This is a genomic window from Nostoc sp. (genome assembly GCF_036919575.1).
Classification (GTDB): Bacteria; Cyanobacteriota; Cyanobacteriia; order Cyanobacteriales; family Nostocaceae; genus Nostoc.
Genome location: NZ_JBALBY010000075.1, coordinates 14,551 through 27,930 on the forward strand (window position 1 = coordinate 14,551; position 13,380 = coordinate 27,930).

Below are 13,380 nucleotides of genomic sequence, written 5' to 3' on the forward strand. Positions count from 1 at the left end.
ACTTCTCTTATTTTTCAACAAATTTTAAACCTTGACAAGGTAAGTTAAACCAGCACTCTGACTTTATACTGTTTATGACTACACCATCTTTTGACAACAGCCGCACCCTTATCGATTGTCTGTTGGCTGCTATCGGAATCATATTTGATTTCTGAACAAATGTCGCTAGTCTTCTAGTGGACTATCTAGCCTAAAATGTTGCAAAAAAATTGTAGGTTGGGTGGAGGCTTTGCGTAACCCAACATCCTGATATATGTTGGGTTACGCTCCGCTCCACCCAACCTACGTCTACGTCTAATGCACTATTAAAGCCATGAGGGTCCACTACGTGCATTTCACTAATCTTATACTAGTCCTATATATATTCAAACAGCAGTTAAAACAGGCTGAAAAGGTTGCAATAAAATACCCAAAATTTTATCAACTTCTTTAATATAGTACTCAGTCGAATCTATATAAACAGTCGTCTGTTCTAAAAATAAAAACTTCCAGTTAGTTCCAGTAGTAACCGATCCATAAATCCGCCCAACTTCATTACCTTGATTTTGATTGAATAACTGCGCCGCAATCATTGCCGCCACACATTGACCAAGACCGCCAATAATATCTTCTTTTTTCGCCTCAAAAATAAACATTACCGGAGCAGAAATAAATAATTGCTCTTGGGAATTACTGATAATGTAATCGCAGAAACCTTGCAAGCTTTGAGTCGGATCAACATTAAATTCATTCCCAGAAAATAGGGAGATTTTATTATTTAATAATCGTCTTACCTCTGCTAGGATTGGTGCAATTAAAAACTCTGACCTAGCTTTTTCGGTTGCGATCGCAGTTGCTAAAGGAATGTAATCTATTAAAATCGTTCTGAGGGTTTCTGATGGTATAACAGGTTTTGTATCAGCAAATAAATTACGAGTTTCATCGAGTGTTAAGTCAAAACTCTTTTTCACTTTAGCAAGACTAAAATCGCTGTATGCCATCTTTCCACCTTGTAATTATCGAAACAGAATTCAGGAGTCAGAATTCAGGAGTCAGAATTCAGGAGTCAGAATTCAGGAGTCAGAATTCAGGAGTCAGAATTCAGAATTCAGAATGAATTCTGTAGAACAATGGGACATTGCAGGCACTTTTGCATGAGGCTATCATCACTCCAGTTAATTACGAATTACGAATTACGAATTACGAATTACGAATTACGAATTATTTTAATGTATGCCGCAAAATGGATCGCGTTCTTTATCAACTTCATTAGGTTGCAACTCTAATTCAGCAAGATAAACGCATCCCTCTTCTTTGAGGCATTCTTGACTTTTTGATGTCCAGTAAGGCACTTCACCAGCGTGCATCCGCAGAATACCTTGATCGTCGAGAGTTACACGATATTGGCAAGGGTAGTCTGTGGTTACATCTGGTTTACTGAGTGCGCCAATTCGTATCCATTTTTTACTGTTAGTTTCCATGTCTGTTTGATAAACATAGAAAGTGTGCTGGCCAGTTTGCGGGAAGGGAGGTAAGGGATTACTAATTAACCCGGTTCCTGGTTCTGTCACGCCATCGCGCATATAGTGAAATTTTTGAAACGTTCTACTTCCATCATTTCCTACTTCAAATACAAGATGATAGGCATCTGGTTGATCGACAGTTGCTGACTCAATAACATTGACGGCAATATCACCATCATTCAAGTCTTTATTGAAGCGTCCCACAGCAATATTCCAATTCAATTTACCATCAGCAAATAACCCTGATGTTTCTGAAACTACCGCTCCCAAATCAATGCCAGGAATGTCAATTAAATAATGGGGATTTCCTTGACAAAGCAACACTCTAAACTCAAGAGTTTGGTCAATTTCAAACTGGACTTTGATTTTTTTGAGAAACTCTGCCTCTTGAATACCCAGCTTACCCATAAGGTTTTTACCGTCAAAGCTTCCCCAAAGTCGTAAATCTCCGTCCTCGTAATCTTGACGATAGATAATATTAGTTAATTGTATTCCTTGCCACTGAGTACGAACTTTGGCGACAGTTTCCCCAGGTGCGAGTTGATGAAGTTCTTGTCCAGCCTTGAATATAGTCAGCAAATCATTGCTTTGAGTTTTGCGTTTGAAATTGCAAGGCAAATAATAAAACAGGTTTTTGACATCAATTTCTAGCTGGTTAGCTCCCTTACGCAGCAAGCTTTTAGACTCTTCTGGATCGAATCTTAATCTTCGCAGTTTCTCGGCATAGCAAGCACCGGCGGAGGTGGCTAGCTTGGTAAATTCCAGCACAAAGGTAATTCGTTCTGGATTCCAGACAAAATATGGAGACTTACTAAATTCTTGGTAGATTTGGCGCTGTACTATGTCGAGATTACAAGTTTTACCAGACAGAATTAACCAATCAACTTTTTGAGAATTCCAAGAATCTTTGGTGAGATCATCGGGACGCAAACGACTTTCCATCAATCCTTTAGCAATACCGATCGCTTCTTTAATTCCCGAAGCGGCGGCTCGTTCAAATTGCTGGTTATCTAAGGTGACGCAGATGCTATTTGGATCATTGACTTGCAATTTAACGGCGCTTTGGGTGAGCAGTTCAGAAATTTGCTGCTCAGAAAGTGTGAAGGTTAATAGAGAATTCTCTGCTGGTGGCTTTTGCCCAAGTTTAAGTTTAGCTGCTTCTGCATGATCCCAGAGAAGATAAAAGGATTGCAGACGTTGAGGTGCTTGTTGCCAACGGGTGGGCAATACTTTCTCGGCAGTATCTAGGGCATCTTTGTAAGCAACATCACCTTCGGGATTTTCCTTGTCGAGACATTTTAAAAGGCTGCCACTTTTGAATTTACCTTGTTCTAAGAAACGCTCATTCAACTCAGAGTTAATTAAATCTTCTAGCTTTTCGCTTTCAATATCACCTGTTGTTACTGCTGTCAATAAAAAGTCTGCGATCGCAACTTTTAATAATCTAAAAATTCGCAGTGTAATTAACTCACCGCCTAGCTGTAAATGACCAGATGAACCTAATAGTTTGGGGGTGAGTTTATAGTAACGTCCTCCTAAACCTCGGTCTTCATAATCGGCAAAAGCTGGGGTTTTATCTTCTAAAGTTAGTTCAATTAAAGCTAAGTCTGTAGTTCCCCCGCCAATATCCAAGACGAGAACATTTTGTGACCATTTGTTTCCGGCTTGGCGACAACGGGTTTTGAATGACTCAATACCAATGTTGAGATTACCGCCAAATTCTCGCCATAAAAAGAATATTGCCACAGAAACGGCTTCATCATAAGCAGTTTGCACATCATCAATTCCCAACTGCTCAACTAATTCCTTAACTTCCTTACGAACAACTGGTGGGGCGACAGTTGGGTAAGTGACAACTGCTGTTAAAAAATCTCCTTCTGAAAATCTGCGTCGTGCGCGTTGGCGGTAGTCTTCAGTTAACTCGATTAAATGCGCCCAAGCAGATTGAATCAGTTGATTTGCAGTAATTGTTTCTTCTTCACCATCCAAAATAACTGAAAACGATCGCTCCTGACCAAAATAGCGTTTGGGTGAATGGTGAAACCTGCTGATAATTTCCTTTAAAGAACCGCTTGTACCTTGAGCGATCGCTTTTTTTCTGTTATCTCTGGCTTCCCTACCCATCCGCAGTTTTAAGTCCCCTAACTGCGAAATTTCCGACTCGCTGGGAATTTCCGTATCGCGGCGATCGATATCCAGCACAACTGGGATCAGATTTTGTGACTCTAGGGTGGGGACGCGGAACACCTCATGATAGATTTGATAAAGTTTTTTGCTGACAGCACGGCGGAATCTCTCGCTGTTTCCTAAAGAAAGTTCAATTTGGCGAATTGCTTCTAAAAATCGCTCTTTATTATCACTTTCAAAAACTTCACTTAAGTTTTCTGGTTCTATCTCCAGGTTTTTGCTAATTTCGGCGATAAACTTTTGCCAATCATCAGCGCTGACATCTGGTAAAGCTAGAGAAGCGGGAGAACTCAGCCATTGTGATAAGCGATCGCGCAAGCGAATTTCTTGTTCTTTGGGTAAAATTTCGGCGATCGGGACTTCAATCGGATCGAAAAGTGTAACTGTCGAATTCGATGTACCAAAATCTAAAGCAAACCATCCGGGAAATCTTTTTTGTTGTTTCTCGCTTGGTTCTTGATCACTATATTTGTTCAGTTGAAAAGGGTTCATTATAGTATTAAATGATTCTGTTGATCACTGGCTTTTTTATCTAGCGCGATCGCGGCAGTTAAGCTGTTACTTATACAACTTGTATTATCAGGGCGGGCAAGATGCCCACCCCACAACCATGTTGAAAAAATATTAGTGCAAATTAAAGGCGCAACAGCTTACTAAGTTGATGTTGAAGATTCTTGCTCACTTGCAAGTCTTACTTGTTCGATGGTTAAATTAAGTAATTGGGCAACGTCTTCTATCGACATACCACGAGCTAAGAACTGAGATACAAGTTCAAGTTTTAGTTCTTCTCGTCCTTCTTGTTTAGCTTCTTGATAAACCCTAGTTTCTTCTAACTTAACTCCTAACATAGCCTCTACCTCTTCACGACTTAAGTTGGCAAATTTATAAACAGCGATCGTTGTGATTACATCTATTATCTCCTTCTTAGCTAAGACAGTTATCTGTTCTTGTTGCACCCGCTCAATTAAACGTTTCGCTTGTACCACCATTTGAGTTTCTGAGGCAATAGTCAACTGCATCAAACTGATGCCTACTTTTTGCTCATCAGGACTACCTAACTCATCCAAATAAATCCGTTGTACTTGCGAACTGTTCAGTAACGATCTGTGAATAGTGGTTTTTTCCGGTTCCAAACTGCGAGACTGTAAAATAATTACACCGTACCAGTCATCGTAAAGTGACGGGTTGCGATACATATACAGCATCGATTCTGAGAAAAAGCGATGATACAGTAACTCATCCTTTTGGAATTGCACCTCAGCAAAAAAGATCATCTGAGATGTTGCATCAGGTGGAGGTAAAAATACCCCATCAATCCGAAATGTTGGTTCTTTAACTTCAACTGATTCAAAGCGATAGCTACTAGCTTCGGCTGGTGGCTGTTCTACTAACTCGAAAAACAATCCTGGAACACGCTTGAAAATTGTATAAAAAATCGCATCACGTCTCACAAACACATCCTCATATCTGTAGCCGATCATTCATTCCCTGAGTTATAGCGTTTCCTAATCACATGAGGTACATCTTAGCCGCCTCTCGAAGAGCGGGGAGGGGGTTGGGGGTGGGGTTAGAGTACCTCACTCAACCGAGAACCGCTATAGCTTATCTCAAATCATCTGAATCAGAAATAGCGGCAATTTCTGAAAGAATCTGCAACCAAGTAGGAATTGCGATCTCAGATGGCAATTCCCCAGCCGCCAAATATCTCAGCAAAGTTTCTTTTTTTGAAAGGTTTTGCAAACTAGGAATAATTTGATCCAAAATGCCTTCTAGTTCGGAATTAATTTGCTGATTAACTTCACTAACATACTGCACAAGATGGAGACTAGCGCTAGCAGTAATTTCATCTCGCAGCCGCAGTACAAAAAGTTGGTGGTTGCTCGATCTGGGTAAACCTTGGCTTTTCTCTGGTGCCCAGTCAAAGATTTGACCAACGTTGTGTTTATCGTCTCGACGCGCTAGGGGAAAGATGATTTCGGGTGCAACGGTTTTGTCTTTACTACTAATTTCGGAGATGATTGCTTCTTTCCATTCGTTAGGATCGCATCCTAATAATAATTTGTAAAAGAGATCAGCATCTTCAAAACCAAATTTTTCTTCGATTTCTTGTTCCATTTCTGGATGGAAAAATGCCTGTAATTGTTGGCGTTCTGGGGCTACATAATTTGATAATTGGTTTAACAAATCTACCACTGCTTGATAGATGCGATCGCGGGCAAAATCTTCTACTTCTTTAACGGTTTTTTCAAATACTGGATAAAAATCATCACTCTTAGTTGGAAGGGAACTATTTACACGGTTTCCTCGGTCAAATAATTTCCCGGCTGCACCTTTAGATTCTGCCAGAGCGATCGCTCCATTGTTGGCTTTGTTGAAGAGTAAAGTCCACTGGTTCCAATTGAGGATTCTAAAGGTAAGTTCGTCTTTTACTACATCGCTGACAACAACACCGCGCCGATCTTTGAGTGGTTCTTTCCCTAAATCTTTTTGAAAATTCCTGTAGATTTTATCCAAGCTTTCGACCACAAAACGCAATTCCATAAAAGCGGGACTATCGCCTGTGGGGATGCCTTGCTCGTGAATTTCATCTATGATATCTTTCAAGTGATCTTGTTGCTGGCTCACCACATCAGCAGCTCTTTTAGTATCTTCATGCAGTTGCTTCAGACCATGAGTAGCTACATGGGTTTGAATCAATTCCCGTAGCTTACCAAGTCCCCCATCTTGAGCAAAGTAACCTAGCTGTCTGCCTAAATAACTGCGGGGATCAGATTCTAGCAGCCCTTCACTTAATAGCTCCCATTTCTCTTGTAGCCGTTTAGACCGATCTAAGTAATCAGGATAGTCTAAGTTAGCCAAAAACTCTGGTGAGCCTGCTTTGACTTTACTAGAACGTTTCGCTAATTCAGCCAATCCCAACAGTGGCGACAGTAAAACGATGCGGTCTTTTTGGGTTGTAAACGCTTCTGCACCGTCAATGGTAGTTTGCAGAACTTTGAGTTTTTGGAAAACTGTTTCTTCCTGCAAATGTGGGCTATCTTCAATCATTTGGTCAAGTTCTCTTTCCCCACCCTCATTGTCTAGGGGTAGTTGATCAAAGCGACCCACACCGACGAGAATTAAATCTTTCAGGTCTTGTCCCGGTCGCTGCTGCTGCATCATCGTAAAGATTTTGTTGGCGCGATCGCTCCCCGGAGATTTACCATTTAGCAATACCAAAATTGTCTGTACTTCTGCCAATTCCCGCAGTGACAAAAAGGTATCTCTAGCCCCCGAATTAGCAGCCCCCAATCCGGGAAAATCGATCAGAATAAATTTAGCTGCGCCAGTAAAATCCCAAATTTCCCGTGATATTTTCACATCGATATCTACGCGGCGAATGAGTGGGAAACTGTTTTGCAATAACTTTGTTGGTAGCCTCTGGGGTGGACTCGGTAATCTGATATGCGCTGGGGGTAAATCTTCAAATTTCAGAGTTTGGATTGCCATTGGCTGCTCGACTAGCTGTAGCCCCTCACGGGCGGTAATAGCATCAATCTGGTAGCGCCCACCACACATAACTTCCCCATAGGCTTGATAAGCCCGCAGGAATAATACCAACTCCCGGAGTAAATAACGTAGCTCTAAATTGTTACTACTATTCCATGCTTCCTCACACCAGCTAATAATATCTTTACCAGAATTGAGTTTCGATACTGGTATAGGAGGAAGCCCGGCTGCTGCTGTTCGTTTATTGGCTTCCCCTAGCATGAAGCGTAGACACTCATGTACACCTTCATGAGAAAGATACTTAACCGTAAAATTACTTAATTGAGTCGTTGCAAACTCCTCTTGCGGGATGATATGTATGGCGGTAACATTACCTGTAGTGGGGTTTTCACTGACTGGCAAAGCATCTGCATATCCAATCAGACTGCCTAAAAGTAAAGTTTTCCCACTACTGAATTCCCCCATCACCCCAATTTTCACAGGCGAAGTTGCCAGGTCTACAGTTTTCTGGGCAGCTGACCGCAGACGCAGGAGACAGTCATCAAGACTAGCTGGAACCCAATCTTCTTGTTTAGAAGGGGACTGGGGTACAGAATCTATCTTTCTAAGGATGAATTCGCCGTACTCCTTAAAACGGCCCAGTTTATCTGGTTCCATAGAGTAGTTTCCGCCTAACATGAATTCCTGTGAGCTTTATAACATATAAAATACGATTCCCAGCCATTCTTGCAACGTGTTGATATCACATTTAGCATTTCTCTCATTTAATTTGCAATTTTGCTATAGCAATCCTAAATCATTCGTGAGATTTGTGAATTCTGTTTTTGTTTTCTGGCAGTTCCTGATCACTCAGATTTCTCACAACTCAGATAGGATTGCTATATAAGGCGTTTTGAATGGTCAAGCCAATTTTGAAAAGTTGGGTTTTGTTGGGAACATTGAATAAGAATACATTTGTCAGAATTCCGGGTTTAGAATGGATAAAGTGGGGTTTTATACCACCAGTAGAGTGGAGATTGCTGAGTAGAGATGTGTATATCAAACCCTTTTATACCCCTGATTTTAAGCAAGCTAGATCCATCAGCCGGACTCTAATTCATGCTGGATTCTTATTGATAAAAAATCAATATTTATTTGGTATGAAATTCTTGATTATTGTGAATTTCTGATAAAGACTTCAGCGCCTCACAGATAATCAGATATTTTTCGTGAACCTAAATCAGGTTTTTGAGTAATGCAATTACATATAGGAATCATATTTGATTTATGAAAAAATCTCGGTAGTCTTGTAGTGGATTGTCATGGCTAAAATGATTGCAAAAAAATTGTAGGTTGGGTGGAGGCTTTGCGTAACCCAACATCCTGATAATTAGTTGGGTTGCGCTCCGCTCCACCCAACCTACGTCTACCTCTAATGCACTATTTTAGCCTAGAGAGTCCACTAGGTGCATTTCAAAAATCAAATACTACTCCTATAGCTAGGATGAATTTATCGGTGATTTGAAGAAAAAACAAAGTCAAACAACTTCCGTGATAGATGCGTAGTTTAAATTTTACCAAAAATGCTGAAGTTAATCTTAATCATAACTTCAGCATTTTTTCAATTTATTTACAGTAAAAGAGGTATTATTGCACATATAAAAATCATTAGGTTTAAATCATTATATTTGACTCATTCAATAAATGCTTGTTTCAATCGATTAAAAAACGTTGTAATCGTAGTACTATGTTTGCGTAGGCGTAGCCCAACCCAGGTCTTACCCTGAGCAGTTCGACAGGCTCACTGTCACACCTGAGCCGTTCGCGTAGCGTCTCTAAGAGTTGGGCATCGCACCTTTGAAAAAAATCCCTGAGTACAAATAAATAAAATAGAAGGCTGGGATGATACAACCCCAAAGTCAAAATAGTATCACCTACACACGCGTTATCCACCTAAGTCATGTAATTGACATAGGTATTCCCCAATGGAGTGGAGATCCCCCAGTAGAATTTGAAACTGTGGCTGAACTAAATAATGATGGCTATTATCTGCGGCGTTTCTCCTTGGGTGAACATAGCGCTACCCATATCAACGCCCCTAACAGTTTTCATAGTTATGCTATGGGAATTGACCAATACCCAGCCCAATCTTTGGTTGTACCTGCGGTGGTCATAGATATTCGCCCAGCCACAGCTGTTAATCCTGATTATGCCCTGACTATTGCTGATGTTCTGGCTTGGGAAGAAGAATACGGTGAAATTTCTGGTGGCTGCGTAGTTATATTGAATACTGGCTGGCAAAAAAAGTGGTTTGATAAAAGTGCATTCCTGAATCATGATGCTCAAGGAATTGCCCACTTTCCTGGGTTTGGCAGCGATGCAACTCAATTTTTACTGGATGAGCGGCAAATCGCAGGGGTAGGAATTGATACTCATGGCGTAGACCCTGGACAAGATAACAGTTTTGCGATTAACCGCCTAGTTTTAGAACAACCGCGCATTGTGTTGGAAAATCTCACAAATTTGGATCAACTACCACCTAAAGGTACTACTTTAGCGATCGCAGTTCTGAGGTTACGTGGTGGTTCTGGTTCTCCTGTGGGTGTCTTGGCGTTCGTCCCTTAATTTTTATATCGATATTTGGTTCTTACGCCAATTTCCTAAACTTGAGGATAACCTAGAAAGCAAGCAAACTTAATACAACGTGAGTTCGATAAACCTCTCCCGGACAGCCTCCCTCTCCGAAACGGAAAGGGAGGAGCAACGAAAAATTCAGCTTTTTGCTCCCCTCTGTGCGTCGGAGAGGGGCTGCTCTTGAGAGGTCAAATAAAACTTGTCGAACTCACGTTAATACACAAGTTTCAGTGGATCATCAGCCGGAGATTTTCAAGATGACAACTCCGCTATCTTGCCGCAATTATATCGATGGTCAATGGTTGAGTGCTGTAGAGGAAGCAACCCTAGAAAGTCGCAACCCTGCTGACAAAACCGAAGTGGTTGCCACATTTCCCCGTTCTCAAGCCAATGATGTAGATACAGCAGTAGCCGCCGCCCGTAAAGCCTACCACAGTTGGCGCAAAGTCCCAGCCCCAGCTAGGGCAGAATACATCTTTCGCGTTGGGGAAATATTACTCCAGCATAAAGAAGAACTTGCTCAGTTAATCAGTCGGGAAATGGGTAAACCTCTGACAGAAGCCAGGGGAGATGTCCAAGAAGGTATCGATTGCGCCTTTTACAGTGCTGGCGAAGGGCGGCGACTATTTGGATATCGCTCGTGAGGAAGGAGCAAAGGTTTTAATTGGTGGAGAAATTGCCAGTGAAGGCTCATTGAAAAACGGTTATTTCTTTCAACCAACTATTTTGGATGATGTAACTCGTGATATGCGCGTCGCCCGTGAAGAGATATTTGGGCCAGTGGTGGTATTAATTGAAGTTAGTTCTTTTGAGGAAGCGATCGCAATTCTCAACGATAGCAATTATGGTCTTTCTTCTTCAGTTTACACCCGCGATATCAATCGGGCTTTTACTGCGATGCGTGACATCGAAGCAGGTATCACCTATATTAACGGCCCGACTATTGGCGCAGAGGTACATTTGCCCTTTGGTGGTGTCAAACAAACCGGTAACGGACACCGCGAAGCTGGAACTACTGCAATGGATGTTTTCACAGAATGGAAAAGTGTCTATGTTGACTTTTCTGGAAGTTTGCAACGCGCTCAGATAGATAACCGCAGTTAATTACAGCAGAATTCAGAATTCAGAATCCAGAATTCAGAATCCAGAATTCAGAAGTAAAACAGGGTTTTTACCTGGCTTTGGGACGAATCGTTGTTAGGACTAGCCCTTTCAAGGTGGGTAAAATTTTTGGATAATAATTTCTCTTTTCTCTGTGTTCTCTGCGCCTGGAGTGGTTCAATAAATAACTTTTAAACCGCAGAGGCACGGGGAACGCAGAGAGGAAAGCAGAGATTTTATCTGTTACCTTGAAAGGGCTATAGGAATCATATTTGATTTCTGAAAAAATCTCGGTAGTCTTGTTGCAAAAAAATTGTAGGTTGGGTGGAGGCTTTGCGTAACCCAACATCCTGATAATCAGTTGGGTTGCGCTCCGCTCCACCCAACCTACGTCTAATGCACTATTAAAGCCATGACAGTCCACTACGTGCATTTCAAAAATCAAATACTAGTCCTATAGTCCTATTCTCTTCAGATCAAATTGTCAGGTTATGGTTCACAATTTGGTCATTCAGAAGGTAAAAGCACAATTAATTCTCCAAGGCGCTTCAATATAGTGAGTACTTGGTGTAGTTCGGAATCACGCTCAATTGATAGCGCATAAGATCGTGCATACCAAGGATGTTCTTGTTGAATCAATTTAACAAAAACAAATTCCCTACCGTTGATTAATAAACCAAAAGTCGGTTGTGCAGGATTTGGACGATCAAGCATATAAGCGAGTGCTTGAGGTAAGGCTGCCATCACATCAAATTTACTGCTTTTAGATTCGATCACAAGTACCCAAAAACGTTTTTGGATGACAAGAACATCAATGTTTCCTTTAACGATAAAGCTCTCGTCTTCAGCAGAAATCTCAACAGAAGTCTCGGTTTCAATTTCAAAAGGAAGTTGATAAAATCCAGCTAAATCGAGTAAAGGAGACAGCACTACCATCTTTACCGCCTCTTCTGAGATCAGACGGTGCTTATTCAAGTTTAAATAGTTGCTTTTGACTCGCGCGATCGCTTGCTTTTCACTATCACTCAGAGTTGGTAAATTTTCTGTCCATTCTGTAAAAAAGTTGGTGTCTGTGGCAAGTTGCAAACCAAATTTTTCTTCTAATTCGTAAAGACTGATGTCTCTAGCTGGGATTATTTGAACCATAATCTAAAATCCTGAATAGTGTTGCCATGCCAACTTTGCTGCACCCACTATCCCAGCAAAATTGCCTAACTCTGCTGGCAATATTTGTAACCCCACCCGTGATAAAGGCTGCACTCGCTTCTCAATTTCTGCCTTCACTGCTGGTAAGAAAAACTCAAAGCTGCCACTTATACCGCCACCAATCACGATCGCTTGCGGTGTCAGTACATAAATCAAACTCGTCAAACCAATTCCCAAATTATTACCATATTCTTCCCAAAAAGTCAATGCTGCGGGATCTCCTTGTTGGGCAAGAAAACCCAATTCGGCGGGTTCCTTGAGAGTGCGGCGGCGAATTGCAGTAGCACAGGCGTATTGTTCCAAAGAGCCTTGATTGCCACTATTACAAATTGGGCCATCGGGGTTCAATGAAATTAAACCCAATTCCCCGGCTGCGCCTTGATGTCCAACAAATAGTTTGCCATCGAGGAGAATTGCGCCACCAACCCCAGTTCCTAAAGTTAGCAGAATTAGATTTTGAAAGTGGCGACCGGCTCCCAGCCAAGCTTCTCCCAAAAGAGCGCAATTAGCATCGTTAGCGATCGCAGTCGGCTTACCAGTTTTGGTTTCTAACCAGTCTGCTAAAGGCACATCGCGCCATTCAGGTAAGTTAATGGCGATTTTAGCAATGCGTCCTGTTGCATCGGCTGGGCCTGGAGTACCAACACCAATCGCAACAGCTTGATTATCTGGATCAATTTGAGCGATCGCATCTACGATCACCGCCAGCACCGCCGTTGGTGTTGTCGGTTGGGGAGCTGCCACAGTCAAAGATAAGAGACAAATACCATCAGCTGTAAAACGCCCCAGCTTAATCGCTGTTCCCCCCACATCAATGCCAATTACTTGAATTTTGTCATTTGTCATTTGTCATTTGTCATTTGTCATTTGTCATTGGGCATTAGGTATTGGTGAACAGCTATTCCCTATTATTGGGTGCGAGTCGTTTTCATCCCCGATCTGTTCGCGCAGCGTCTGCCGTTGGGAGAAAACGCGGGGCTTTCAACTCCGATTTCTGTAAATCAGCAACAGTCGTGGTACGAAAACTCGATTCCTCGTGCCAAGCTGTAATTGGCGCACCTCGTAAGATGCCAGCAAGGGCAACAGAAAGGATAAATCCGCCTGTAGCGGCAGCAATTAACGTTAGGTTATCTTTCATCCAAATCTCTCTATTATTATTTGTGATTTGTCCTTTGTCATTTGTCCAAAACTAATGACCAATGACCAATGACCAATGACCAATGACCAATGACCAATGACCAATGACCAATGACCAATGACCAATGACCAATGACCAATGACC

The 13,380-nt window shown here is 41.7% G+C and carries 9 protein-coding genes and 1 pseudogene; 3 read left to right on the forward strand and 7 right to left on the reverse strand.

What is annotated here, in order from left to right; all coding sequences use genetic code 11:
* Positions 1 to 365: 365 nt before the first annotated feature.
* From V7K27_RS19755 to V7K27_RS19770, 4 genes are all read right to left on the reverse strand, one after another.
* Positions 366 to 980, reverse strand: coding sequence for a hypothetical protein (locus V7K27_RS19755; RefSeq protein ID WP_334949788.1), 615 nt, complete (start codon positions 978 to 980; stop codon positions 366 to 368).
* 225 nt (positions 981 to 1,205) lie between these two features.
* Positions 1,206 to 4,181, reverse strand: a complete 2,976-nt coding sequence (locus tag V7K27_RS19760) for a molecular chaperone (RefSeq protein WP_334949789.1) — start codon at positions 4,179 to 4,181, stop codon at positions 1,206 to 1,208.
* Positions 4,182 to 4,342: 161 nt separating this feature from the next.
* Positions 4,343 to 5,140 (reverse strand): Rpn family recombination-promoting nuclease/putative transposase, encoded by a 798-nt coding sequence (locus tag V7K27_RS19765; protein ID WP_334949796.1) that lies wholly within the window; start codon positions 5,138 to 5,140, stop codon positions 4,343 to 4,345.
* 151 nt (positions 5,141 to 5,291) lie between these two features.
* Positions 5,292 to 7,835: a proteasome protein gene (locus tag V7K27_RS19770; RefSeq protein ID WP_334949790.1), complete on the reverse strand. Its 2,544-nt coding sequence runs from the start codon at positions 7,833 to 7,835 to the stop codon at positions 5,292 to 5,294.
* Positions 7,836 to 8,074: 239 nt separating this feature from the next.
* Between V7K27_RS19770 and V7K27_RS19775 the strand changes: the two genes are divergently transcribed.
* From V7K27_RS19775 to V7K27_RS19785, 3 genes and pseudogenes are all read left to right on the forward strand, one after another.
* Positions 8,075 to 8,347 carry a hypothetical protein gene (locus tag V7K27_RS19775; protein WP_334949791.1) on the forward strand — a complete coding sequence of 91 codons (273 nt, stop codon included), beginning with the start codon at positions 8,075 to 8,077 and terminating at the stop codon, positions 8,345 to 8,347.
* A gap of 712 nt (positions 8,348 to 9,059) precedes the next feature.
* Positions 9,060 to 9,782: a cyclase family protein gene (locus tag V7K27_RS19780; protein ID WP_334949792.1), complete on the forward strand. Its 723-nt coding sequence runs from the start codon at positions 9,060 to 9,062 to the stop codon at positions 9,780 to 9,782.
* Positions 9,783 to 10,048: 266 nt separating this feature from the next.
* Positions 10,049 to 10,895 (forward strand): annotated as a pseudogene (locus tag V7K27_RS19785) (aldehyde dehydrogenase family protein).
* Positions 10,896 to 11,399: 504 nt separating this feature from the next.
* On the opposite strand, the gene V7K27_RS19790 reads toward V7K27_RS19785, so the two are convergent.
* The 3 genes from V7K27_RS19790 to V7K27_RS19800 all read right to left on the reverse strand — a co-directional run bounded on the left by V7K27_RS19790 (position 11,400) and on the right by V7K27_RS19800 (position 13,236).
* Positions 11,400 to 12,038 carry a type I restriction endonuclease gene (locus V7K27_RS19790; protein WP_334949793.1) on the reverse strand — a complete coding sequence of 213 codons (639 nt, stop codon included), beginning with the start codon at positions 12,036 to 12,038 and terminating at the stop codon, positions 11,400 to 11,402.
* 3 nt (positions 12,039 to 12,041) lie between these two features.
* On the reverse strand, positions 12,042 to 12,944 hold the full coding sequence (locus V7K27_RS19795) for an ROK family protein (protein ID WP_334949794.1): 903 nt from the start codon (positions 12,942 to 12,944) through the stop codon (positions 12,042 to 12,044).
* Positions 12,945 to 13,026: 82 nt separating this feature from the next.
* Positions 13,027 to 13,236 carry a hypothetical protein gene (locus tag V7K27_RS19800; protein WP_334949795.1) on the reverse strand — a complete coding sequence of 70 codons (210 nt, stop codon included), beginning with the start codon at positions 13,234 to 13,236 and terminating at the stop codon, positions 13,027 to 13,029.
* Positions 13,237 to 13,380 lie beyond the last annotated feature (144 nt).

What these genes read in the sequence shown, in the direction of transcription:
- V7K27_RS19755 (WP_334949788.1), bottom strand. Translation starts at nt 980, where the DNA reads ATGGCATACAGCGATTTTAGTCTTGCTAAAGTGAAAAAGAGTTTTGAC.
- V7K27_RS19760 (WP_334949789.1), bottom strand. Translation starts at nt 4,181, where the DNA reads ATGAACCCTTTTCAACTGAACAAATATAGTGATCAAGAACCAAGCGAG.
- V7K27_RS19770 (WP_334949790.1), bottom strand. Translation starts at nt 7,835, where the DNA reads ATGGAACCAGATAAACTGGGCCGTTTTAAGGAGTACGGCGAATTCATC.
- V7K27_RS19775 (WP_334949791.1), top strand. Translation starts at nt 8,075, where the DNA reads ATGGTCAAGCCAATTTTGAAAAGTTGGGTTTTGTTGGGAACATTGAAT.
- V7K27_RS19780 (WP_334949792.1), top strand. Translation starts at nt 9,060, where the DNA reads ATGATACAACCCCAAAGTCAAAATAGTATCACCTACACACGCGTTATC.
- V7K27_RS19790 (WP_334949793.1), bottom strand. Translation starts at nt 12,038, where the DNA reads ATGGTTCAAATAATCCCAGCTAGAGACATCAGTCTTTACGAATTAGAA.
- V7K27_RS19795 (WP_334949794.1), bottom strand. Translation starts at nt 12,944, where the DNA reads ATGACAAATGACAAAATTCAAGTAATTGGCATTGATGTGGGGGGAACA.
- V7K27_RS19800 (WP_334949795.1), bottom strand. Translation starts at nt 13,236, where the DNA reads ATGAAAGATAACCTAACGTTAATTGCTGCCGCTACAGGCGGATTTATC.